23 protein-coding genes and 2 riboswitches are annotated in these 25,302 nt (G+C 35.4%); of the genes, 16 read left to right on the plus strand and 7 right to left on the minus strand.

Features of this window, described 5'->3' with window-relative positions:
* Positions 1 to 6 precede the first annotated feature (6 nt).
* Complete coding sequence (locus FH508_RS10060; RefSeq protein ID WP_172771197.1) at positions 7 to 792, plus strand: serine hydrolase; 786 nt, start codon at positions 7 to 9, stop codon at positions 790 to 792.
* Positions 789 to 1,604 (plus strand): SH3 domain-containing C40 family peptidase, encoded by an 816-nt coding sequence (locus tag FH508_RS10065; RefSeq protein WP_172771198.1) that lies wholly within the window; start codon positions 789 to 791, stop codon positions 1,602 to 1,604. Before FH508_RS10060 ends, FH508_RS10065 begins: the two co-directional genes overlap by 4 nt.
* A gap of 94 nt (positions 1,605 to 1,698) precedes the next feature.
* Here the strand turns inward: FH508_RS10065 and FH508_RS10070 are convergent, their stop codons facing one another.
* On the minus strand, positions 1,699 to 2,457 hold the full coding sequence (locus FH508_RS10070) for a glucosaminidase domain-containing protein (protein ID WP_172771199.1): 759 nt from the start codon (positions 2,455 to 2,457) through the stop codon (positions 1,699 to 1,701).
* A gap of 377 nt (positions 2,458 to 2,834) precedes the next feature.
* On the opposite strand from FH508_RS10070, the gene FH508_RS10075 reads away from it, so the two are divergent.
* The 7 genes from FH508_RS10075 to FH508_RS10105 all read left to right on the plus strand — a co-directional run bounded on the left by FH508_RS10075 (position 2,835) and on the right by FH508_RS10105 (position 9,789).
* Complete coding sequence (locus FH508_RS10075) at positions 2,835 to 3,791, plus strand: ABC transporter ATP-binding protein (protein ID WP_172771200.1); 957 nt, start codon at positions 2,835 to 2,837, stop codon at positions 3,789 to 3,791.
* Positions 3,784 to 5,298 (plus strand): ABC transporter permease/substrate-binding protein, encoded by a 1,515-nt coding sequence (locus FH508_RS10080; RefSeq protein ID WP_172771201.1) that lies wholly within the window; start codon positions 3,784 to 3,786, stop codon positions 5,296 to 5,298. The genes FH508_RS10075 and FH508_RS10080 overlap by 8 nt, the downstream gene beginning before the upstream one ends.
* A 132-nt stretch (positions 5,299 to 5,430) precedes the next feature.
* A complete protein-coding gene (locus FH508_RS10085; protein ID WP_228134474.1) occupies positions 5,431 to 5,973 on the plus strand; it encodes a TetR/AcrR family transcriptional regulator in 543 nt (180 codons plus the stop codon).
* Entirely contained in the window at positions 5,970 to 6,296 is a 327-nt protein-coding gene (locus tag FH508_RS10090) for a DMT family transporter (protein ID WP_172771203.1), read from the plus strand. Before FH508_RS10085 ends, FH508_RS10090 begins: the two co-directional genes overlap by 4 nt.
* 12 nt (positions 6,297 to 6,308) lie before the next feature.
* On the plus strand, positions 6,309 to 6,653 hold the full coding sequence (locus FH508_RS10095; RefSeq protein ID WP_172771204.1) for a DMT family transporter: 345 nt from the start codon (positions 6,309 to 6,311) through the stop codon (positions 6,651 to 6,653).
* A gap of 337 nt (positions 6,654 to 6,990) precedes the next feature.
* A complete protein-coding gene (locus FH508_RS10100) occupies positions 6,991 to 7,422 on the plus strand; it encodes a CotY/CotZ family spore coat protein (RefSeq protein ID WP_172771205.1) in 432 nt (143 codons plus the stop codon).
* A gap of 114 nt (positions 7,423 to 7,536) precedes the next feature.
* Entirely contained in the window at positions 7,537 to 9,789 is a 2,253-nt protein-coding gene (locus FH508_RS10105) for a YheC/YheD family protein (protein ID WP_172771206.1), read from the plus strand.
* A gap of 168 nt (positions 9,790 to 9,957) precedes the next feature.
* Here FH508_RS10105 and FH508_RS10110 read toward each other — a convergent pair whose 3' ends face one another.
* Positions 9,958 to 11,163: an ATP-grasp domain-containing protein gene (locus FH508_RS10110; protein ID WP_172771921.1), complete on the minus strand. Its 1,206-nt coding sequence runs from the start codon at positions 11,161 to 11,163 to the stop codon at positions 9,958 to 9,960.
* Between the two features lie 151 nt (positions 11,164 to 11,314).
* Between FH508_RS10110 and FH508_RS10115 the strand changes: the two genes are divergently transcribed.
* Complete coding sequence (locus tag FH508_RS10115) at positions 11,315 to 12,715, plus strand: Mur ligase family protein (RefSeq protein ID WP_172771207.1); 1,401 nt, start codon at positions 11,315 to 11,317, stop codon at positions 12,713 to 12,715.
* Between the two features lie 213 nt (positions 12,716 to 12,928).
* A complete protein-coding gene (gene murF / locus FH508_RS10120; protein WP_172771208.1) occupies positions 12,929 to 14,314 on the plus strand; it encodes a UDP-N-acetylmuramoyl-tripeptide--D-alanyl-D-alanine ligase in 1,386 nt (461 codons plus the stop codon).
* Positions 14,315 to 14,520: 206 nt separating this feature from the next.
* Here murF and FH508_RS10125 read toward each other — a convergent pair whose 3' ends face one another.
* Positions 14,521 to 15,453, minus strand: coding sequence for a C40 family peptidase (locus FH508_RS10125; protein WP_172771209.1), 933 nt, complete (start codon positions 15,451 to 15,453; stop codon positions 14,521 to 14,523).
* 565 nt (positions 15,454 to 16,018) lie between these two features.
* Here FH508_RS10125 and FH508_RS10130 point away from each other — a divergent pair.
* On the plus strand, positions 16,019 to 17,713 hold the full coding sequence (locus tag FH508_RS10130; protein ID WP_172771210.1) for a methyl-accepting chemotaxis protein: 1,695 nt from the start codon (positions 16,019 to 16,021) through the stop codon (positions 17,711 to 17,713).
* Between the two features lie 40 nt (positions 17,714 to 17,753).
* Here FH508_RS10130 and FH508_RS10135 read toward each other — a convergent pair whose 3' ends face one another.
* Entirely contained in the window at positions 17,754 to 18,116 is a 363-nt protein-coding gene (locus FH508_RS10135) for a VOC family protein (RefSeq protein WP_172771211.1), read from the minus strand.
* A gap of 205 nt (positions 18,117 to 18,321) precedes the next feature.
* Positions 18,322 to 18,501, plus strand: a riboswitch (cobalamin riboswitch).
* Between the two features lie 181 nt (positions 18,502 to 18,682).
* Here FH508_RS10135 and metE point away from each other — a divergent pair.
* The 3 genes from metE to FH508_RS10150 all read left to right on the plus strand — a co-directional run bounded on the left by metE (position 18,683) and on the right by FH508_RS10150 (position 22,845).
* On the plus strand, positions 18,683 to 20,977 hold the full coding sequence (metE, locus tag FH508_RS10140; protein ID WP_172771212.1) for a 5-methyltetrahydropteroyltriglutamate--homocysteine S-methyltransferase: 2,295 nt from the start codon (positions 18,683 to 18,685) through the stop codon (positions 20,975 to 20,977).
* A gap of 385 nt (positions 20,978 to 21,362) precedes the next feature.
* Positions 21,363 to 21,521: a hypothetical protein gene (locus FH508_RS10145; protein WP_172771213.1), complete on the plus strand. Its 159-nt coding sequence runs from the start codon at positions 21,363 to 21,365 to the stop codon at positions 21,519 to 21,521.
* A gap of 397 nt (positions 21,522 to 21,918) precedes the next feature.
* Positions 21,919 to 22,845 carry an alpha/beta hydrolase fold domain-containing protein gene (locus tag FH508_RS10150; protein WP_172771922.1) on the plus strand — a complete coding sequence of 309 codons (927 nt, stop codon included), beginning with the start codon at positions 21,919 to 21,921 and terminating at the stop codon, positions 22,843 to 22,845.
* A 57-nt stretch (positions 22,846 to 22,902) separates the two neighbouring features.
* On the opposite strand, the gene FH508_RS10155 is transcribed toward FH508_RS10150, so the two are convergent.
* From FH508_RS10155 to FH508_RS10165, 3 genes are read right to left on the minus strand one after another with little or no spacing between them, the layout of a single operon-like run.
* Complete coding sequence (locus FH508_RS10155; protein ID WP_172771214.1) at positions 22,903 to 23,463, minus strand: DUF7010 family protein; 561 nt, start codon at positions 23,461 to 23,463, stop codon at positions 22,903 to 22,905.
* An 11-nt stretch (positions 23,464 to 23,474) separates the two neighbouring features.
* Positions 23,475 to 23,891 (minus strand): hypothetical protein, encoded by a 417-nt coding sequence (locus FH508_RS10160; RefSeq protein ID WP_172771215.1) that lies wholly within the window; start codon positions 23,889 to 23,891, stop codon positions 23,475 to 23,477.
* A complete protein-coding gene (locus FH508_RS10165; RefSeq protein WP_172771216.1) occupies positions 23,888 to 24,328 on the minus strand; it encodes a LytTR family DNA-binding domain-containing protein in 441 nt (146 codons plus the stop codon). Before FH508_RS10165 ends, FH508_RS10160 begins: the two co-directional genes overlap by 4 nt.
* Positions 24,329 to 24,696: 368 nt before the next feature.
* Positions 24,697 to 24,890, plus strand: a riboswitch (cobalamin riboswitch).
* A gap of 213 nt (positions 24,891 to 25,103) precedes the next feature.
* Here FH508_RS10165 and FH508_RS10170 point away from each other — a divergent pair.
* A complete protein-coding gene (locus tag FH508_RS10170) occupies positions 25,104 to 25,286 on the plus strand; it encodes a hypothetical protein (protein WP_172771217.1) in 183 nt (60 codons plus the stop codon).
* Positions 25,287 to 25,302: the final 16 nt, after the last annotated feature.

Consider the following 25,302-nt stretch of genomic DNA (forward strand, 5'->3'; position numbering starts at 1 on the left):
TGAACGATGCAACAGACGATTCAACACATAATAGATGACGCGCCGTTCAAAGTGCATATGTTTGTAAAAGATTTTAAGACGAATCAGTTCATTATTACAGAACGTCTAGATGAGCCATTCTCTAGTGCAAGCTTAATTAAGGTGCCAATACTTATTGCTGTTTTAGATTATTTACAAAATCACCATGAATCATTACATCAAATTATAACGATACGTCGTGAGGACTGGGTCGATTTTAGTGTAATTAGCGAACAAAAAATAACGACAAGTACGATTAATGAACTTTTAATATGGATGATTACAACAAGTGATAATACAGCAACGAATGTATTAATAGATTTTATCGGTATGGATGTCATTAATATGTTTTGTCGACAAATTGGTCTAATGCATACACAAGTGCAACGAAAAATGATGGACTTCGAACGACTTGCTAATGGTGTAGATAATATTACATGTGCGCGAGATATGGCACATCTTTTTAGTCGAATTTATGCAAAAAACTTACTAAATCCAGAGTTTAGTCAGCTTGTCATTGATATTTTGTGCCGCCAGCGTTTTCATGAATCTTTAAGAAGGTATATAGCCGATGATGTAGAAATTGCCCATAAAACAGGTGGTCTTGAAAGCGTTGACCATGATGTAGGGATCGTCTACAGTGACGTTCAAGATTATAGTATTGGCGTATTTATGACAGAAGTTACTGAAAATGATATCGCGCGACAAATAATAGGTCATCTATCGAAGGCTGTTTTTGACACACTGATTGGACAGAAAGGAGAGGCGACATGAATGCAATTGTTATCACAATGATTGCCAATCTACATGCAAAACCAGATAGCGCTTCTGAGCTGATTGACGAAGTCCTTTATGGCATGCCTGTTCAAATTATTGAGGAGTTAGCGACCAATTGGGTCCGCATTGAAACGGCCTACCGTTATGAAGGCTATTGTGAAAAAAAGCATTTGCTCATAGACGATTTGAAAACAAGTGCTTGGGTTCTAAATGCGCAACAGGTTATTCATCAACGCTTTGCAGATGTGTTATATGAACCGAAAATTCAAAGTTCGAAAATGATGACATTAGTAAAAGGGTCAATAGTGCAAGTCATTGCTAATAAGGCGTTAAATAAGGAATGGGCGGCTATTCAATTGGCAACGGGAGAACTAGGGTATATACGTCAACAATGGCTGCTTCCAAAAGTCGCAGAAAATAGCCTTGAGGAGCATGCGTTCCGAGAAAATGTCGTGCAAACGGCACTTAGCTATTTAGCAACACCATATCGATGGGGAGGAAAGTCACCGCTTGGCATTGATTGTTCTGGTTTATGTTCGATCGCTTATATGTTAAATGGTGTGACCATTTTCCGAGATGCGAAAATCGTCGAAGGTTTTCCAATTAAGGAAATAGCATTTGACGGCATGCAAAAAGGCGATCTATTATTTTTCCCAGGTCATGTTGCAATGTACTTAGGTCAGTCCCTTTATGTCCATTCATCACTCGGGGGTAACGAGGTTAATATTAATAGTCTCGATAAACAGCATGCACTATATCGTGATGATTTAGCAACGACAATTACAGGAGTTGGAAGTATATTTTATTAAGCGCTATAAATGGAGAATGTAAAAAGAGGTATTCAACTGTTGAACGGTTGAATACCTCAAAGCATGTGTCCTATTGAAAATAGCGTTTAATTACTTAATATTGATATATATTTAATTGCTGCCCCGCTTCAATAGAATCTGTGCGAAGCTGGTTCCATTGCTTAATAGATGTAACCTTAACATTATGGGCCTGAGCGATATGCATAAGAGAGTCACCATCCGCGACTGTAATCGTTTTTTTGTTTTTTACAGGGCTGTCATATTGTTGTAAGTCGTACTTAGCAATCAATTCATTTAGTTTTTCATTATATGATGAATCCGTTGCGTACGAGCCAGTTAAAAACTTTGTTGCATCTGAATAGGACTTAGTATTACTTTTAAAGACACCATTATAAAAGTTTTGGTTCCAGGATACACCGTTGCGAAGTAAACGGACATAATCCTTCATGGATTCTTCATAGGAAGGATATTTGCGGAATTCAGCCATCACAGTTGTTAAATTACCAGAGCCATCATCCTCAAATGTTTCAAGTGTTACGGAATCGTTTTGATATTTGCCTTTCATGCCAAATAGATTGTTATTCGGAGCAGAACCAAGACCACTTTGCCCTTGCTTGCTCTCTAAAATGGCTTGTGCAATCATGACAGATGCATATAAGTCATTTTCTGCACCGAGCTGTCTTGCAGTTTCTGCAATGGAGCCAATGAATTCTTCAACACTAGGACATTCATCTACATACTCTTGTAAGGGTGTATCGGCAGGCTTAAATAGCTGAATCATCATATAAGTAGAAATACCGATCACAGATGCTATGACAATCATTCCAATGAATAGTTTTTTTAAAAATCTCATGTAGTGTATAGATGTTGAATATGAGCAACACCTTCCTCCTTTCTTTCCCATTAAAAAATAAATGACTCTCTTATTATTGTAAAACAACTAGACAATAAAAAGCATCGGTTTTCACTAATTTCATTATTAATAGAACGAACTTGAATATGAAAAAGTTTCGTTATATGTGCGTTTGTTACGATATTGAAGTATCGTATACTATATAAATTTATATTTCATATTTATGGTATTTGTTAAAATTAAAGGTAAAATTTAAGTCCATAAGCTTTTGGCAGTTTATCTTCTTTAGAATGTGGAAAGATATACTGGAGAGACGAACGGTGCTAGTTAAAATATCAAAACAAGTGAGAACTTTTCATGAATAAGGAGCTTAGAAAATGATAGCATTTGAGAATGTTACGAAAACATATGGTAGCAACCAAGTTGCAGTAAATTCCATTAATCTTGAAATCCAGAAAGGAGAATTTTTTGTCATTATAGGCCCTAGTGGTTGTGGAAAAACGACGTTACTTAAAATGATTAATCGATTAATTCATTTAACTGAAGGGACAATACGAATTAACGGAAAAAGAATTAGCGATTATAACATACATGAACTACGATGGAATATTGGTTATGTGCTCCAACAAATTGCACTTTTTCCGCATATGACAATAGAAGAAAATATTGCGGTTGTCCCTGAAATGAAAAAATGGAGTTCGACAGCAATCCAGCAACGCGTTCATGAATTATTAGAAATGGTAGGGCTTGAACCAGATAAATATAGTGAGCGGAAGCCAAAGGAACTTTCGGGCGGTGAACAACAACGGGTTGGCGTGATTCGTGCCTTGGCCGCAGATCCTGAAATTATATTAATGGATGAGCCTTTCAGTGCACTAGATCCAATAAGTCGTACAAAATTACAAGACGATTTGTTAGAGCTTCAACGAGCGATACAAAAAACAATCGTCTTTGTTTCTCATGATATGCAAGAAGCTTTGAAGCTCGGGGATCGGATATGTGTGATGAAAGATGGGGAAATAGTCCAAATTGGCACGCCCCAAGACATTATACAAAATCCAGTGAATGATTTTGTCCAAAAATTTATTGGACTAAAGGATGATCCCTTCAGTGTATTTACCATTCAACAAGTCATACAACCATTTGCTAAAGAGGAACATCAAAATTATGTTAACTATAGTGTAGCCGTCGAAGATTCCTTACAAAGTATACTTCAGCAATTAGCTCAACTAGAATGTGTTGTAGTCAAGAATGGAACTGAAATTATTGGCGTTATTACTAGGCAATCGGTGTTACAATTTTTAGCCTCAGAACGAGGTGAAGGAAATGACTAATTTTTTTGACGTCTTAAATGAACGCAAAGGACAGCTCATTGCATCATTAATAGAGCATGTCCAAATTTCATTTATTGCGCTATTTTTTGCAGTAATGATTGCGATTCCACTTGGAATTTATTTAACGAATAAAAAGAAAATAGCAGAAAGCGTTATTGGGATTAGTGCAGCATTACAAACGATACCTTCATTAGCGCTATTAGGTTTGTTAATTCCGTTGCTTGGAATTGGCAAAACTCCTGCTATTATCGCTCTTGTTGTCTATGCGCTACTTCCTATTTTACGCAATACATTTACGGGCATAAATGAAGTAGACCCATCTTTAAAGGAAGCGGCTTTAGCGATGGGGATGAATACAACAAGAAGATTAGTGAAGGTAGAACTACCACTTGCGATGCCTGTAATAATGGCAGGTATTCGGACAGCGATGGTGCTAATAGTCGGAACCGCCACTCTTGCAGCATTAATCGGTGCTGGTGGATTAGGGGATATTATTTTACTTGGTATCGACCGTAATAATGCATCCCTCATCATTTTAGGTGCTGTACCAGCTGCTATTTTAGCACTAGTGTTTGATTATCTATTGAAAAAGCTAGAATCACTATCTTTCAAAAGAACAGTTATGGCATTAAGTGCGATTTGTGTGGCAGCAATCGTGTTAATTGTCATGCCACTCATTAATAATAATGACAAAGAGGACATAGTGATTGCAGGTAAACTAGGCTCTGAGCCGGAAATATTAATTAATATGTACAAATTATTAATTGAAAATGACACAGATTTACATGTGCAATTAAAACCTGGGCTCGGTAAAACTTCCTTTGTCTTTAATGCGCTTAAATCGGGGAGTATTGATATATATCCTGAATTTACAGGTACAGCAATAGCGGAATTTTTAAAAGAGCAAGCAGTAAATAATGACCAAGCAGATGTTTATAAACAGGCAAAAGAAGGCATGCTGGAAAAATTTGATATGGTTATGCTCCACCCTATGAAGTACAACAATACGTACGCATTGGCCGTTTCAAAACAACTGGCGGAAAACTATGATTTAAAAACAATATCAGATATTAAAGCAATTCAAAATACAGTAAAAGCAGGGTTTACGTTGGAGTTTAATGATCGTGAGGATGGTTATTTAGGTATTCAAAAGCGCTATGACATTAATATTGCTTCTATTACGACAATGGAACCAAAGCTTAGATATCAAGCTATTCAATCGGGCAAAATTGATTTATTAGATGCTTATTCAACTGATAGCGAGTTACGACAATATGATTTGACTGTATTAATAGATGATCAACAGTTATTCCCACCTTATCAAGGAGCACCATTGTTAAGAAAGGAAACACTCGATAAGTATCCTAAGCTTGAACAGGTGTTAGGCAAGCTTGCCAATCAAATAACAGATGACGAAATGCGTGAAATGAATTATCAAGTAAACGTTGAAGGAAAAAGTGTAGAAGATGTAGCACGGACATTTTTAGAAAATGCAGGATTACTGTAAATCTGAATAAATTGACAAAGCCCCAAATAGTGCATACTATTTGGGGTTTGTTTGTTGACGATACTTCCTTTATTTTTATACAATAAAAAGACCGTCCAGACGGTTTTTTTCTGATAGCTTATAAGGAGGGATATGATGACATCCAAGGCACATTTAAAACGCTCTCACATTATCCAAGCGTCGCTCCAATTTTTAAAGGAACATGATGTACATACTTTAACTTTGGATAAAATTGCCCAAAAAGCAAGCATCAGTAAGGGAGGACTCCTGTATCATTTTAAAACAAAGGATGAGCTCTATTCGGCTATTGCACAAAACATTATGACTGAATTTGTAGATTCTTTTGAAGCACTAACTGAGCTGGAGTATGGTACTGGTAAACGTACAAGGGGATTCATCTTAGCGTCACAACAAGATTATGAAAAGGGAGCTTGGATAAATATCGCCATTCAAATTATCCACGATGATGATAACTCGATTTCTATTGCCTATGAGCAATTGCTCGAAAGTCTGTTGGACGATGGTCTTGATTCATCGATCGTTCATATGATTCGCTTAACAATTGATGGTTTGTATTATTCGAAGTTATTAAATATTGCACCAGTTTCACAAGAAGTAACAGACAGTGTTTTTGAACAATTATTGCAAATGACAAGAAAGGATGATGAAACATGAGTGCATTAGGATATTTATTCATAGCTATTGTTTCTGAAGTTTTTGCTAGCTCTATGTTGAAACTCACTGCGGGATTTAAGCGGCTGTTACCTTCACTCGGTGTGGTCATAGGCTATGGCGCAGCTTTTTATTTTCTATCATTAACTTTGCAATCTTTAGCAATCGGCACAGCCTATGCAATATGGGCAGGGTTAGGCACAGCGTTAACAGCTGTTGTAGGCGTTGTACTGTATAAAGAATATTTTAATGTTAAAAAGCTTGCGGGTATATTTTTAATTATTATAGGGGTGGTAATTTTAAACATCGCTGGCGGTAGCCATTAGGGGGATTTTAGAATGAAAGGGTATATATTTTTAGCTATATCTATTGTCTGTGAAGTATTTGCGACTACAATGCTTAAGCTATCTGAAGGCTTTACCGTAGTTGGGCCGTCCATCGCCGTTGCATTTGGTTATGGCATTTCTTTTTATTGCTTGTCCTTATGCTTAAAAACTTTACCATTAAGTTTAGCCTATGCAATTTGGTCTGGTGTTGGTACAGCTTTAACAGTCGTTATAGGCATTGTTATTTGGGGCGATATTTTTAATCTTTATACAGCAATTGGCATTTCATTAATTATCGGTGGTGTAATCTTACTTAATCAAGGAAATCAACAAGTTGTACCTGAATCGCGAAATTAAAGTACTTCGCGGAAAAACCGCTTCGAACCGCGGAATAATCGCTTAAAATCGCGGAATAAAAGCTTAAAATCGCGGAAAAAAGCACCTGAATCGCGGAATTAGGGTACTTTCGCGGGAAAAGTGCATGGAAATTACTTTCGATATTGTGAAGGATGCTAGGTAAACTCCTAGCATTCTTTTTTTATGTAAAACGCCGTTATTTTTTAATGCTATCTTCTAAATTATGTCGTCATATTTCGATAACGTACATATTATAACGAGAAAGGACAAATAAATATTTTGCTATCGTTCGTGTAATAATACATTGCGAAAATGGAACAGGATGGGGCTGGGGACAATGAGTGTTGGAAAAGGAAGAACCCACTTTGTAAGTGAAGCGCTATACGATATAAAAGCACTTCAGGATATAATCACAAATTTTCATTCGAAATATTATGGTCAGCTTCTTGTAAAAATCGTTGGTAGTGATACCATTCCCTTTTTTTTAATAACGCACAATGGAGCACATTTACGATTAATAGATACTGTTAAACAATTTGAAACAGAATATTTCCGTATTGAAGAAGTGGATAAGGAGCGTTGCCGAGGAACGATTTCACTGTTACGAGCTTATGATTATGAAGGCAATGAAACGAACTCAATTGCCGATGTTGTACGACTCGAAAGAACAACTACAGAAAAGTCCATTGAGCTAGGCAGTATTTCAGCAATTCAGTTATTAAATCCTGATTTATTAAAAAAGAAATTCATCATTGAGCCTAAGTGGTAAGAAATGTCCTATAGTAAAACTACTAAAATAATTGAAAAACTAGAGCATCTGTCCATATGCAAGCTGCGTAATCTGAATTTAATAGAAAGAATCTATAGAAAGGAAGATTAATGCATGACAATTATAGGAATGTTGCATCATCGTCTAGATCCTAAAACTGTTCTTAAGTCATATGCATATGCTGCAGTTGCAAAAGCAGAAGGGGTAGATTTTTTTTACTTTACACCTAGAAAGGTAAACTTTGACAACCGTACTATCAATGGGAAGGTATTAGAAGATGGGCAATGGCAAGAAAGAGTGATGCCCTTTCCAGATGTCATTTATAATGCTGGAAGTCCAGAAAAATTATCGGTGTCAAAAGATATTATAAATAAATTGAAAAAGGAAATACCATTTACTACACATTCTATAGGGAATAAATGGAATGTCATGGAGCGATTAAAAGAAGCGAAAGAATTTGAGAAATATATTATTCCTACAGAAATAGTAAAGAATATTGATGTATTTCATAGTTATATCGCCCATCATAAAAAAATAGTATTTAAACCGATTGATGGTCGGAAAGGTAAAGGAATTTATTTCATTATAAAAATAGGGGATACTTTCGAAGTAAGACAAAATAGTGATAACCGTATGTATTCAAAACCTCAGTTGAACGCATTAGTAAATGAGCTTCTTGCTACGGGAACGTTCATTATGCAACCATATATTCAATCAAAAATGAAATCGGGTCAAGTTTATGATTTTCGTCTCCATGTGCAAAAAAATGGTGAGGGAAAATGGGTTGTGACGACTGTTTATCCACGTATAGCGCCACATGGCTCGATAATTCCGAATATAAACAATGGGGGATATACAAATTATTTAGATCCGTTTTTGGAGCAGGAGTTCCAGGAAGAAGCTTATAATATTCGACGTATGTTAGAGCATTTTTCATTATCATTGGCACGCCATCTAGATGATATTCAAATGACGAAGTTTGGCGAAGTCATAGACGAAATTGGCATTGATGTTGGACTAGATGCACAACAAAGAATATGGGTCTATGAAGTAAACTGGCGTCCAGGCTGTCCACCAGCATTTTATTTAGAATTAGATGTCGTGATTCATTCAATTCGCTACGCAAAATACTTAGCAGAAAACAAACCGCATGTAAAAAAAGCAAGGGTCAAACAAAAACCAAATCTCGTAGATTCTAAACCTAAACAAGTAGAGCCAAAGCCTACGATTGTAGAGCCAATACCTAAGCCTGTAGAGCCAAAGCCGACTTATGGTGCAGCAAAAACTGAAAAACCAATTATTGCAATTACTGGGAGTGCAGGGAAGACAACATCTAAGGCATTTTTAGGATCTATATTATCGAAAAAATGGAATGTTTTTGAATCGAAAGATTATTGGAATACGACAGAACATACTAAAAAACATGCTGAAGAAATTAATGATTCTCATCAAGCCGTCGTTCTAGAATATGGAATGGCTTATCCAGGGATTATTACGAATCACTGTAGCATTATTCAACCGAATATTAGTATCGTAACAAATATCGGTCTTGCACATGTTGGTAACTTTGATGGTGATGTTAGACTAGTTGCCAAAGCTAAATCTGAATTGATACAAGGTATGGACCAACAAGGGTTACTTATCTTGAATAAAGACGATGAAAACTCGAAATATCTATTAACTGATCAATTTAAGGGAAAAATACTGACAACTGGTGTAAAGACGGACGCAGACTATCGAGCTTATGATATTCAATATAAAGAAAATGGTATGTCCTTTAAAATGAAACTCCAAGGGCAGGAAATCCAATTATTTATTCCAATTTTAGGCGAACATCATGTATATAATGCGCTAAATGCAATTGCTGTGGCTGATTATTTAGGTTTTACACCGCAGGACATAAAAGCCGGCTTGCATTTCAAAAAACCACCACGCAGATTGACAGTGTATAATTGTCGCGAAAATATTACAGTAATAGATGATACTGTGCATTCGCATCCTCAAGGTGTAAGAGCTGCTCTTGAGGTACTGACAAATGTCGGAAAGAAGAGGCGGATTGCAATAATTGGTCAGATGCGGGAATTAGGAGATTTAAGAGAAGAAGAATATCGTAAATTGGGTGAACATATTGCTGACCAAAGTATTGACCTTTTAATTACTTATGGGTTCAGGACAGAGGAAATTGGTGCAGCAGCAAAGGCTAAAGGGATGAAACAAGAGAATATCTATCATTATACGAACAAAGATCAATTACATGCCTTGCTAGAGAAACTTGTTAAACCTGATGACACGATTCTCGTGAAGGGCGCAAGTAAAACTAATATGTTTGAAACGGTTAAATTTTTAGATGATACATTTAAGGAATAAATAAAATAACCCGAGCAGTTGCCAATTTAATAGGTCAACTACTCGGGGTGTTTGTGTTAATGCGGAATTAAAAATAATATGTACAATACTTAGTTGCGTAATTATTTCTTTATTTTTGCGAATGTAGCAGCATGTAGCTACATTCGCAAAAACTGTTTATATGGAACGCTATAAGGCTCGTATTAGAAATTTTATTTCTTTAGCGGCTGTAATCGCATGATTTTTAGCTTGAGCTAACGATTTACCCTCGGCAATAACATAGGCATAGCGATGCCCCATAGATAATGGAGGGGTTAAAATTGTTCCTTTTCTAGGCTTTACATACACATCTACAACCCCTGTTGATTTCGTAGCTTTATTTCTCCCAATGACTCTTTCTAACACACCTTTACTTTCTACAATCACATATTTTGTAAAAATGAACTTATTATGACGTGGATTTACATTAGGTTGTTCACCTAAAAATAACTTAAGCGTTTCTTCAACATAACTAAATCCGAATGCGGCATGTAGCATGTTATTCATAGCGCCGCCTGAAATTCTAGGATTTATTTCAATGAGCTTCCATCCATTCTCTGTTAAACGGAGTTCTAAATGCAATGTTCCATTTTCAATATCAAATACTTCAACGATCGAATGGAGTACCTCTTCAATACCTTTTTGAATATGTGGTGGTACTTCTGCAAGTACACCATAGCCTGTAATAATAAATCGCTTTCCTTGTGTAATCTCTTGTTCAATAATGCCGATTGTATGAACTTGGTTTTTATAAACGAGGGCTTCAACTAAATATTGAGGACCATCAATATATTCTTCAATCATGATGGTTTCCCCAGGATTTTTATTTTGGAGAAATGTAAGGTGTGTATCGAGTTGGTCTTTATTTGTCGCAAACAGTACGTCTTTAGAACCTGTTGATTTAGGTGATTTGACTATTAGTGGGAATACCATATTATTTGTAAATGATTCGTGTGGTTTTTTTAGAACAAATTTAGGGGAATAAGGTTGATCTTTTAATAGATTCCTTGTTTTTTCTTTATCTTCCATCATTTCAATAGCAGCTGACGACGTATAGTTTTGACAAAACTCATCACATAAAATAGAGGCAATATGAACAAATGGGTCTACAAAACTAACAATGGATTTTATCTCTAATCCGGTATCAAACAAATTGTGAATTTCTTCTATCATATCTTCTATATTGGAAGTATCGATGAGAACCATTTTATGAATGTCTGGGTAGGCTTTTCTCTGTTGTAATTGTTTTGGATTGTTTGTGAAAAGTACGGTAAAGTAACCCAACCTTTCTGCTGCTTTTATCGCTTCACGACTAGATCCAGATTTGTTTGTACCGATAAATATAATTGCCTTCAGTATAATCACTCCTTCAATTGGCACTTGGATTATTAATATACATTTTATATATATGCTGTGGAATAGTTTTCTTCTAGTTATGTATCCTGTTTACATCCAAGCAACTTTTATGGCGATTCATATAATAGAAATGAAAGGAGTGTGAATTGATATGAAGCCTCTATCGGTGAAGAATTTAACAGCGATTATTGCAGGTAAATTGTTGCATGGGTCGGATGAGGTGCTAATCCAGTATGGCGCATATCGACTAAAACAAGTAAAAAAACCGTACACTGCACTTTTTACATCTAAACGCATTATCAACTGGAAAAATCTTGAGCCTCTTTCCCCATTAGTGCTTGTAACAGATCGGCTATATAATCAGCATGAAATTCCTCCATACGTAATCATCATTCAAGTAGAGAATGCAGTTGAGGCCTACTGGAAGTTTGTACATTATTATCGTAGTCAATTTGATATCCCTGTTATTGCAATTACTGGAACTTCAGGAAAAACAACAACGAAGGAGATGATTAAACATATTCTTTCAGCTGAAAAAGAAGTTGCTGCCACTACTTTAAGTAGTAATTCTAGAACAGCTTCTTTGCAATATTTACTTAGCATTGACGATGAAACAGAAGTTGCCGTTTTTGAAACAGCTGTTGGATCACCAGGGGATGTAAGGACTGCAGGAAAATATTTCAAGCCAACTATCGGTATTATTACGAATATCGGAGCCCACCATTTAAATTATTGTAAAACTTTAGAAGGTTATATACAGGCCAAAGGTGAAATGGCTGAGATTGTGGACCCAAACGGTTCATTAATTCTCAATGCGGAAGATGCCAATATAAAAAAAATAGATTTGTCGAAATTCAAAGGAGATATTATTAAAATTGGGCAGCATCCATCATGTGATTTTAAAGCAAGTCATATTCGATACGTTGAAAATGGCATGCAGTTTACAATGCACTACAATATGAAAAAATATGAAGTGTTTGTCCCTGGGTTTGGAGAGCATCAAGTATATAATGCATTAGCCGCAATTGCTGCCATCAACGAATTGAATGTCCCTATTCCTGTAGCAATCAAACAGTTGGCTACATTTAAGAAAATGAAAAAGCAGCTACAACTTTTCGAAGGAATTAATAAATCATTGTTGATAGATGATACTTGGAGTTTAACAACTACTTCCCTAGAAGCAGCATTAAAGGTCTTGAATTCGATAGGTGAGGGCATGAAAAAGATTGCCGTTATTGGAACAATCACCGATTTAGGGTCTTGGGGATATATCATCCATGAGCAAGCAGGAGAGTTAATCAATCGCATTGGTGTAGATGTCCTTATTACAATAGGAGAGCATGCGCGAATTATGGCTGATCATGCAGTAAAGCTAGGATTTAACAAACCTGTTTATACTTTTAAAAATAGTACACTCGTTTATAAGCTATTACATGAAATTGTAGATGAAAATACAATTGTTCTGATAAAAGGGGATATGTATAGTCAGCAAATTTCCAATTTGGCAGCCGATTTAAAAATAAAAAAACCATTTAGAGGAGATGCACGGTAAAAAGAGATGCAAGGACAACAGGATAAACACTGTGTCACATGAAGTTAGTTAATAATATTGTATAGTAATCTACTAGAAAGGAGCGCTCTAAATAAAAGATAAAACATATCAACAAATAATAATCATTGCTAGAAATAGGGAAGGAACCGCTCCTTTACCCAAGCGTCTAGCTATCATTTTTCATACTCTAATGAGAGGGGGGACGGAGGTAACGTGCAAAATATAAGTGTAACTGTGATTAGAAAGTTACTACAAGGGGTATTAGTCAGCGGTTCTGAACAATGGTTTGTCAAACATGCTATTTATTATAACCGCCACGATTTAACGCAAAAAAATACACTAATGTTTATCAATAAAAGTGAGTCCATTAATTGGAAGGAAATAGATCATAAGGGGCCATCCCTCGTCATTTCAGATAAACCTTTAAGTGAACTAAAAAACGCACTAGCGAATACGACTGTTATTCAAGTAAAAAGTACTTTGCAGGCATATTGGAAGTTTATCGAATATTATAGAGGACTTTTTGATATACCAGTGGTCGCATTAACTGGAACATGTGGGAAAACAACAACAAAAGAAATGATTAAACATATTGCAAGTAAAGATTGGAATGTGCAGGCATCTATTAGTAGTAAAAACGAGCCGCGCCAATCTTTACCCTATTTAACGGGCATCGATAAAACAACAAAAGCAGCGGTATTTGAGCTTGGTCTGGGGAATACAGGTAACATTAAACATCAATGTATGATCTACAAACCGACAATTGGTATTATTACTAATATCGGTGTCCATCATTTAGATGGATGTAAAAACCTTGAGGGCTATATAAAAGCAAAATCGGAAATTTTAGAGGGATTGTCTGAGGATGGCACATTAATCATCAATGGTGATGATGAAAATACAAAAAAAGTACCATTGCATACGTTTAAAGGGAAAATTATTACTATTGGCGTCCAGAAACAAGCAGATTACAAAGCATCTAACATTGAATTTACGAACAATGGGATGAAATTTACTCTTCAACTATTAAATGAAAAATATACTATTTTTGTACCTGGTTACGGAGAACATCAAGTGTATAATGCACTAGCAGCTATCGCAGCTATAAAGGAAATGGGATTGTCTATCGAAACTGCAATCTCGCGTTTAAAAACATTTAAACCGATGGCAAGGCACCTAGAATTTTCAACTGGTATCGGTGAAAGTACCATTATAGACGATACATGGACAAATAACCCAACATCAGTTGAAGCTGCTTTGAAGGTTTTAGATACGATAGGAAAAGATAAAAAAATAATCCTTATATTAGGTGATATAAAGCGATTGGGTCTTTTCGAAGAAAAGTATCATCGTGAGATTGGTTCGATGGTGGCACAGAGAAATATTGAAATGCTTATGACAATTGGAAAAAGAGCAGAAGATATAGCAGCACAAGCAAAAAAAGATGGAACAACGGCAGAGGTTCATATATTCAAAGATGTTACAGGTGTATTAGAAATACTTAAACCAAAACTTGATAAAGATACAATTGTATTAATAAAGGGCCCGATGTCTAGTCGATCAATGATTGAATTTGCTAACCAATTAAAGCAAATATAGACTTCAGTCCTAACGACCACTTATCATCAATTACCTTTAAGTGAAGCAAGGCTTTCTATGCATAGAGAATGACACTTTGCAAAATGAAAGTTGCCGCTTTATATATCAAAAACATAGCATACAAAGCATGATTATACCATGCTTGTATGCTATGTTTTATTTTCTTGCAATTGTAGACATCGTGTTATCACAGAGCCATTGATTACTTAAAATACACGTTTTGCTGTTATATAATGCTCTTTATAGTAATCCACAAAGAGTACTCTAGTAGTAACACCACTTGAAGTTGGAATGATGATACGTTGATCTCCAGCGTAAATACCTACAAGGGATGGGTTTTTTGACCCTTTCACACTATTAAAGAACACTAAGTCGCCCTTTTTTAAATTGGCACGAGAGACCGTAGTTCCTTTAGCCATTTGATCTTTTAAGTTTGTTGTGCTAAGTTTTACACCGCTCTTACGATAAACGTATTCTACGAAACCAGGTGCTGTAAAACGTAAGCTTTGTTCTTTATTTATTGAGCTTATCGTTACTTTATTTTTATAAGTTAAGGCATTTTCAACAATTTTATCACCTTTTGTTGCAGGGTTAGCCGATAGTAATGTTGGTAATACTCTGCGTGCAGATACATAGTTGTCAGTATAATAAGGTTTGCTACCCATATCTGAAATGACGATATTTTGTTTCGAATCAGCCATATGAATAATTTTGTTATTTCCAATGTACATGCCTACATGGTCGGGATCTGTACCTGTTTTTTTACTTTTGAAAAATACTAAATCGCCTTTTTGTAATTGGCTTTTAGGAACATATGTCCCTTGCTGAATCATATAGTTTTCATTATACGTCCCAATATCAACTCCATTTTTTTCAAAAATATACATGATGAATGAAGCACAAGAAAACTTGTAAGGATATGTAGACTTGTACACTGAATTGCTGTATGTGGCCTTACCAATTAAACTTTTCCCTGTTTGAATAAGTTGATCTGCCTTCGCTGCAACAGCTTGGTCATTATGTTGAGCATTTGTCGTTGCAGCTTCCACTTGGATTGGTTCAAAGGATGCTTGAGCGATTCCAAATGAGCTAAATCCAATCGACAATGCTAGTGTAGTTTTTAAAAAATTTTTTTTCATACTTTTTACCTCCTGTAAGCGAGCAGTAAAATCATATCTGTTTGCTTGCTGTTGCAATAATCGTAGCATGAAAAAGTAGGGCTTCTGTGAGGTAAATGTTACCACAGTGAGCATTGACATATCTGTAAACCTTGATATTAAAGGCTTTATCGCTTGAATTTACAGTTTCATTACAAATGTTTCAGTTTGATAAATAAAACCTGTGAAACATACGGCTAACAATGCATGCCAACCCATTTTATCAAAAAATATAGTAATAAAAATAATGTACCTCGATATTATTGAAAAGCTTGTAGGCAATGTGCAAATAGAGAAATCAAAATAAGGGTAAGGAATGATATAAAAATAACTTTATTAGTCGAAGAATACTTATAAAAGCACGTATTATGGGGATTTTTTTGCTTATTAAAAAGTGTGAAATACATAGTTAGAGTCATAGGTGTGATAGGTAATATATGTTATATTTAGGTAGAAATAGATGAATACATTGCCCGCAAAAGTTGACGGGAAATGTTGATTAATAGTAGGAATTTAAATAATTTCACGAACGAAAGGGGAAAATAGTATGTTACAAAAACTTAGGTTCAAAACAATTAGAGCTAAAATTATTAGTGCATTTTTTATTGTAGTATTTTTCATCGCTTGTTTTAACACCTATAGCTTTTTCGCCAATAAACGTGTCATTAGTGCTGGAGAGGAAATTGTCAATAAAGAGTTACAGCTGTTAACAGCAAGTGAAAAACTATCATCAACGATTAGTGTTCGAACAACTGCTGCGAAAAGCTACGTACTTACGGGAGATCAAAAATATAAACAAGAATTCGATGATTATATTAAAATCGCAGAAGAAAACAATACAATACTAAATGAATTGTCGACAGATAAAAGCTTATCGAAGACGGTTGAAAAAGCAAGAGAATGGCGAAGTTTTGTACAAACGGATGTATTTGCTGAATATGACAAAGGAAATGTAGAAGCGGCTATTCAAAACCTTAATTCTGTTGATCGTCTTGCAACAGAAATAAGAGAGGGGTACGAGGAGCTTGCAGGTGCAAGAGAAGCTTCTATTAATAAGCTTGGGCAGGAGATGATTGCTCAATCGAAGCAAACGATGAATATAGGTTTAATGATAGGTATAATCACTACTATCGTCGCAATTGTAACCGCTTACATATCGGCGCATATGATTGCCAATCCGATAAAAGCAGTCATACAAAAAATTTCGCAAATGGCAGATGGTGATATTAGTCAGCCTCCATTGCCTGAAAGAATGAAAGATGAAATCGGCTTACTCGTGCAATCGACAAATGCATTAAATCGTAAGCTCCATGAAATCATTGGTTCGATAAATGTAGTTTCTGGGAACGTTGCTGCCAACAGTGAACAACTTGCACAATCTTCTTTAGAAGTAAAAACAGGTGCAGAACAGATTGCCCTCACAATGCTTGAACTAGCGGGTGGTTCTGAATCACAAGCACATAATGCTGGAGACTTAGCTCAAATGATGGAGACATTTAAAATAAATGTTCAGCAGGCTAATATACAAGGTAAAGATTTACAAGGCTATTCGAGTGAAGTTTTGCAGCTTACAGCAAGTGGACAACATTTAATGAATACTTCAACACAGCAAATGTTTGCTATTGATAAAATCGTCCAAGAGGCTGTTGCAAATGTTGAAGGCTTAAATAGGCAATCACAAGAAATTTCTAAATTAGTTTCTGTTATTGATGATATTGCCAACCAAACCAACTTATTAGCATTGAATGCTGCAATCGAAGCAGCAAGGGCAGGGGAGCAAGGCAAAGGTTTTGCGGTTGTGGCCGATGAAGTGCGCAAGCTTGCTGAACAAGTATCCTATTCTGTGACGGATATTTCATCTATAGTGGGACGTATTCAAAATGAAACAGTTGGGGTTACAGCATCACTTCAAACGGGCTATGAAGAAGTAAAAAGGGGCACAGAGCAAATTACGACTACAAATACAACCTTTGAACAAATTGCTTCAGCCGTTAATAGTATGTTTAGTAATATTCAAGGCATCACAGAAAACTTACAAGGTATTTCCACAACAACGGAACAAATTAACCGTTCTATCGATGAAATAGCAGCAATATCTGAGCAATCTGCCGCAGGGGTAGAGCAAACGACCGCAACAATCGATCAAACAGTCGCGACGATGGATGAAATCTCAAAAAATACAGATCATTTAGCATCGATGGCAGAGAAGTTAAACAAAGAAGTTCAGCACTTTAAACTATAAATAGTAAAGCAGCCATTAGCAAGATGGCTGCTTTTTCATTTTAAATCGGCTGAATAATTTCTACTCGATTACCAAAAGGATCTCTAAATTCAAAGCGCTCGAAATGCGGAATTGGAACAGAATCAAGTATTTCTATTTGATGTTCTGTTAATATCTTTTTCCAATGTGCAACATCTTCTACATGATAAGCAATATGTGCTTTCGTTGTGAGTCGATCAAAGCCATCTTCTGTGCCGACATGTACTTCTTGATTACCTACTTGTAGCCAAAAACCACCACGCCCTTTAAGAGATGCTGGTTTCTCTATTTCTTTTAACCCCAGTACATTGCAATAAAATGCTTTTCCTTGCTCCTCAGAGCCTTTAGGAATTGTAAGTTGTACATGATGTAAACCGACAATCATAGTATTCCTCCTCGCTATTTCTTGTAATAACTATATAATTCTACAAATTACTTAAAATACCTTTTTTTAGTATATTTTTATTATATTGTCATCAATTAGTATAAGTTAAAATTACTCCTCATGTAACAATCTACTGAAAATATGCGCATAACTGTATAAAAGTTATACTTTTCAGAAAAATGTATGCTATAGTAAGAGCATAATTGAATATTGTGTAAGAGTTGGTGCCAAATGAAAGTTTGGCTTAAAAGGGAAGTCGGTGTAAATCCGACGCTGTCCCGCAACTGTAAATCGGAGCAAATCACAAATGCCACTGGGGAACTGGGAAGGCTGTGAGGCGTGTTGATGAGAAGCCAGGAGACCTGCCAATGTCTAGTACACACCAAATAACCTACGTGGAAATAGGTGGTGAGATGTGACCGAATTGGCACTGTGCGACTAACGAATATATACGACAATTAATACATTATCGTATCGCTTCGTCATAGCTAATTAAATTTACAATAACTACCATTTTCCGAAAAGGAAGATGGTTTTTTTTATTTTAATTTGAGGAGAGATGTAACATGACGTATACCACAACTGTAGTAGGCTATCCATATATAGGAGAAGACCGTGAATGGAAAAAGGCATTAGAGGCGTTTTGGAGAAATGAACTTACAGAAGAAGATTTCTTACAAAAAATTAAAAAAATCCGTCTTGCACGTATTGATAGGCAGCTTCGGAGCGGAATAGATATTGTCACTGTAGGGGATTTTACACGCTATGACAGAATGCTTGATACAGCGACGATGTTTGGTTTAGTGCCAAAGCGCTTTGGCTGGCAAGGTGGAAAGGTTGATTTACAAACGTATTACGCGGTAGCGCGCGGAAATAAAGAAGCTGTTGCTAGTGAAATGACGAAATGGTTTAACACAAATTATCATTACATTGTACCTGAATATGAAGGACAAACACTACAATTAACAGAGAATACAATACTTACAGATTTCCTTGAGGTTAAAGATGCATTTGGCATTACTGCAAAGCCAACGCTAATCGGACCTTATACATTTTGCAAGCTAACTAAAGGCTACGATAAAGTATCACAAGTTGCCTTTATTTTAGCATTACTACCACTCTATGCGCAGGTAATCCAAGAACTCGTTACAGCTGGTGCTGACTGGGTTCAATTAGAGGAACCTGCATTAGTCTCCACTTTAGAAGAGGCTGAGGTCAAACTAGTGCAAGAAATATATACACAATTAGCAGCCGCTGTTCCAGAGGCCAATATTATGCTACAAACGTATTTTGAATCGTTATCAGCTTATAACACACTAATTGAACTCCCTGTACAAGGATTTGGCTTAGATTTTGTTCATGGCTATACGAAAAATATGGAGGCACTACGCCAATTTGGTTTTCCAAAGGATAAAGTATTGGGGATAGGTATTGTTAACGGACGAGATATTTGGCGAGCAAATTTAGCAGAGGTAAGTACAACGATTAAGGCAATCGAACAGTTGACTAGTGTACAAGAGCTATGGATTCAATCGTCATGTAGCTTACAGCATGTGCCGATTTCGACCGCCCTTGAAACAAAGCTAGACCCTGTCTTGAAAAATGCACTTGCATTTGCTGATGAAAAATTGGCTGAAATATCAGAGGTGGCTAAATATTTAAAAGAAAAAAACCACTCATCAAATCACACAATCTCTGAAAGCATGAAAGCAATTGATGCATTAAAAAAACATCCAGTACGAAATAATCAGGCAGTTCAACAAGAAATGCAAACGGTCTCGTCAGAGGATTTTGAACGTCAAAATGATTTTAATACTCGTCAGCTTATTCAACAACAGTCACTGCAACTACCACTATTCCCTACGACTACGATTGGAAGTTTCCCTCAATCTGAAGAAGTGAAGCGTACGCGTAATGCATGGCGTAAAAAACAGATCTCAGATGAAGCATATGCTGACTTTGTCGCACAAGAAACGAAAAGGTGGGTTGCCATACAAGAAGATTTAGATATTGATGTACTTGTGCATGGTGAATTTGAGCGTACAGATATGGTGGAATACTTTGGTGAAAAACTAACAGGCTTCGCTTTTACAGAAAAAGCTTGGGTCGTTTCGTACGGCTCTCGTTGTGTAAAACCACCGATTATTTACGGTGATGTTGCATGGGAAGCGCCGATGACAGTGAAAGAAACGGCCTATGCACAAAGTTTAACAAATCGCTATGTGAAAGGGATGTTAACAGGCCCAGTTACCATTTTAAACTGGTCATTTGTACGTGACGATATTGCACGGAAAGAAGTGACCTATCAAATTGCGCTTGCACTAAGGAAAGAGGTTGAGGCACTAGAGGCGGCTGGCATTTCTATTATTCAAGTCGATGAACCTGCATTGCGAGAAGGCTTGCCTTTACGTAAAGAGCATTGGGACGCATATTTGGATTGGACAGTGAATGCATTTAAGCTCGCTACGGCTAGTGTAAAGGATGAAACACAAATTCATACACATATGTGTTACTGTGAGTTCAATGATTTTATCGAGCCAATTAGTGCACTGGATGCTGACGTTATATCTATCGAGACGTCACGCAGTCATGGAGAGCTTATTGCATCCCTGCAAATCAATCCATATGAAAAAGGGATAGGATTGGGTGTTTATGATATTCATAGCCCTCGTGTGCCGAGTGAACAAGAAATGTTAAGTATCATGCAGGATAGCCTACAAGTATTATCCAAAAATCAATTTTGGGTCAATCCAGATTGTGGTCTAAAAACAAGAAAAGAACCTGAAACAGTGGCAGCACTAGCACATATGGTTACTGCTGCCAAAACGTTACGTCAACAAGTACAGCAATCAACTTTTTAATTATATAGTATAAGAAAAAACGTTCCTTTTCGTTATAAGCGTTTTTATTAAAATATATCCCCTGAAAGGCAAAAATGCTCAGGGGATTTTTTTATCTAAAGTTGGTGATGGTACTCTAAGATTCATAAGGATAGTCTTTTAATAATTGCTACGACTAGGAATGCAAAGATGGTTACAGGAGCGAAAAGACATTTTTTATTAGTGATAGAACAGGTAAAGTAGATGCAAGTAAAGATGTTAAAAGTTTTTGAAATCGAAAGTTTTTAATGTTTTTACCGATATATGCAAGATTATCAGTACATAATAAGGTTTACCTCAGTAAAATAAGGTATAGTATATTTGGTGAATTAATTCTCTTTAAGGATAAGAAAAGTAGGTGAACAAATTGGGGAAATATCAATTGGATACTAAAGGTAAGGTGGCTGTGACAAAGTATCATGAAAAAAACAAGCCTGCCAAATTTGATAAAAAGCAGCAAATTGAAAAAATACGTGCGGAGTATTTGAAAAAGAAGCAAGAACAAACAGATAAGGCATATGAATGAAATTGAGTGAGCAGTGTATCTATTATTACGAAAGTATACTGTGACTGACTTTTAAAAAATGACCTATAAGCATATATAAATAATGTTTACATGAGAGCTACGAAATGTTGATACAACATTCGTAGCTTTTTCATGTATGTCTTAACATTCCTTAGTATAATATTCATTTTTGAGTATCTTACTTTCCATTCTATAATTGTAATAAAGTCCAATAATTAGTAAAAATGTATGATACAATTGCATAAACTAAATGGATTATGACACTTCAACCAACGTATTTTTAATTGAATACCTCTTCAAGCCTTCTATTCAATCAAGCCTTCTAATAGTGATGGATTATCAAACAAGTCGTGATATGTAAATGAACAATAAAATGTTTAAAGGAGTGAAATACAATATGAGCGTAGAAACTTATAATGGAGAACGTTCTGTAGAAAGTATTCAATTTGAAAAATGGATAACTTCCCAAGGCAATAAAAAGAGTTTTTCTACTATCGAAAACACTGAAAGCTTCCTACAGCAAAGGGGTACTGAAAATACAAAACCCTATGTTATTGGAGAAGATGTTAAATTTTCAAGTGATGTTCAGGAGCTGTCATTCGAGGGTATGCAAGTCTTTACATTAAATGATCAAAAGTCCTCGAATCAAAAAGTTATTTACTATTTACATGGTGGTGCTTGGACGAGTCAGCCTTTAGATTTACACTGGCTATTTATGGATAATATGGCACAATCGTTAAATGCAAAAATAATTGCTCCTATTTATCCTAAAGTACCTCATTATAACTATAAGGATACCTATCCGAAAATCCTCAGCCTTTATAAAGATATTATTGGAACTATTGAAAGTACTCACCAATTGACTATCATGGGAGATTCGGCTGGCGGAAATATTGCACTTGGTTTGGCGCAACTTTTAAAGAATGAGAATTTGCCTCAGCCGAAAGATATTATTTTATTGTCTGCATGTGTTGATATGAGTTTGAGTAATCCTCTTATACCTGAATATGATGAAAAGGACCCCCTCTTAGCTCGTGAGGGAATGCAAGTAATTACAAAAATATGGGCAGCTGATAAAAGTTTAACCGACCCATTATTTAGTCCGATTTACGGTGACTTTAAAGGACTTGGGAAGATTACTCATTTTATTGGAACACACGAAGCTTTATATCCAGATGCAATGAAACTTGACGAAAAATTAACAGAACAAGGAATTGCAATCACTACCTATGTTTATCCTAAAATGATTCATGTGTTTGTTGTAATGCCAATCCCTGAAGCCAAAGATGCTCATCAGAAGATTATTAATATAATTAGTAACTAAGAAAGCATTTGGTAGAGATCGGTGCCATGCTTTTAGCATTACTAGGTAGATAAAAAACTAGTCTGATTTTTTTAGACTAGTTTTTATTTCTTTTTGCAACATGAAAAATAAGAATAGCACACCGATTTCTACGATTAGTGGGACAAAAATTATGTTTAAATGGAAGAAAAGTATACTTATTAAAATAGCGAAACAAATAAAAATTGAACTATATCGATAATTTTTTGATTGATAAAAGAATGAATATGGTAATAAATGGGCACCGTAAATAATTGCATAAACAGGTAATACTAACATCGGTGCTTTCAGTAATAGAAGGATACAAATAATTAAATATAAAATTTGATTGTTTGTTGCAATTAATAGACCATTAATCAAAGGGTTTTCTTTATAAAATAAATCAACTTTTACTATTTTGGCACAAACAATTGAAACAGGAAATAGCAAGGCCCCACAAGATAAGATACCAATGTTTTTGATCATTAAATCGAAAGGTAGTAATGTAATTGTTGTAATGATTCCCCATATAAATATGGAGGCCATTATAAAAGGGAGCCCCTTCTTTTGTTTTTGAGCTATATCGTTTAATAGTACTTGTAAACTAGTGTCATGGTTCATTTTCCGTCTCCTTAATGTTCTAGCGAGCTATTCAAACTAGCCGCTATTTTTTTGTTTTCATATTTTGAGAAAAAATAAAATCCAATAATATGACCAACTAACGTTATTGCAAAAAATAGCAACAAATAGGGTTTGATGAATCCAAATACGTCTAAAGAAAAAAGATATACACTTCCTACACTACAAAAAAAGTTTAATAAAGTGCTAATCGTTATTTTTGAGGTTACTTTTAATGTAGAGTAATTCCACAAGTAAGGATATGCGATACCAAAAACAATCCCCATTAGCACGCTAATCCCGATTAAATTCCATAGATAATGAAAGTGGATCACTTCTTCGTGCAAATTAAATATAGTCATTAAAAAGACAATCAAAATTAACCCCAAAAATGCAGTAGACAAAAAGCTGTTTTTTAAATCTTGTATCATATTAATTTCTCCTTAATCGATTTTGCATAATGTCTGCTGACAATATACTTATTTTGTTGTTTTGTCATCACTTCCAATCTTGCATGACTTCCTGAAGCAAAAGAGCGTATTTGATTTAAATTCAATATCATCGAATTGTTGATTCTAACCAATCCAAATGATTCCAAGTAAGTTAATTCTTTTAAAATCTTGTTTAGTAATAACTCTGTACCATCTATTAAAAAGACTTTCGTAAAATGACCAGATGCTTCAATTGCTTCAATATCATTGAGTTCAATCATAACGTTGCGATTTGTTTTGAAATCTGTTGCGCTTAATGTAATAGGTTGTGAAAAATGCTGTTCAAATGTCAAAAGCAATTCCTTATTCGATGGATGACTTATGATGTCAATTTCAGAAATGGATTGTTTGTTTTTCCATATGTAGTTGAATTTCATGTGTTCTCCTTCCTGTTTTTATCGTAGCAACACTTCTTAGCACTTACGATAATTTTTCGTTTTGTTGCAAAAAACATAGACTTTGTTACAATTCGATTCGGTCAATGTAAAGCTTTCGTTATCACATCATTAAAAAACGTGAAAAGTATGTACATGATATTCAAGGTATCTAAGCGAATTAGATACAATTAAATGAAGCAATGAGTATGTAAAGATAGGCGGCATCACACTCTTTTTTATGTGAAAAAAGAAATGTGAATATTTTTATTAAAATGGATTTATTGGAAAATAAAAACCGTTACATTAAATATTAGTAATCTATTAGGAACGTGTCAATGTGTACAAATTTTTATGGTATAATAATAAAAACGGAATAATAAGATAGAGGTACAAATCTTCATTTCGATTTGTTTAAAAGGGAAGATCGGTGAAAAACCGACGCTGTCCCGCAACTGTAAATGGGAGCACATTTCAACAAACCCACTGTTACGTGAATGTAATGGGAAGGGGAAACGTGTGATGAACATAAGCCAGGAGACCTGCCTTTATCTAGTACAACCAAAAAACCTACGAGGATAGGGGGTGTTGAGTGTGACTAGAGAATTTCTTCTGCATGCTCATAGTACGACGATCGTCAAAAGGGTAGCTTCTATGTGTAATAGCAAGCTTTTTCTGTCATGGCAATCGACGTATTATGTCGTGTATTTGTCATAGTAGGCATCTTTCTCAAGAAGGAAAGATGTTTTTTTATGCTAAAAATGAAGGAGTGTATCACATGAATCCACAAGTGATCGAGCATTATGAAAATCTTTTTAAATATGAAATTATGCAAAAACAGTTTGATGGAGCTAGAAAAACATTAGTAGAGCTTGTTGAGTATTTTTTTGGGCAAGATGAAGCGCACCATTCAGACATTTATGCAGCTTATTGCAATGTAAGAAAAGAATTAATCGGATAAAATACGGATGGCTACT

Origin of the sequence: Lysinibacillus sp. CD3-6 (assembly GCF_006351725.2) — a bacterium.
Lineage (GTDB): Bacteria > Bacillota > Bacilli > Bacillales_A > Planococcaceae > Lysinibacillus.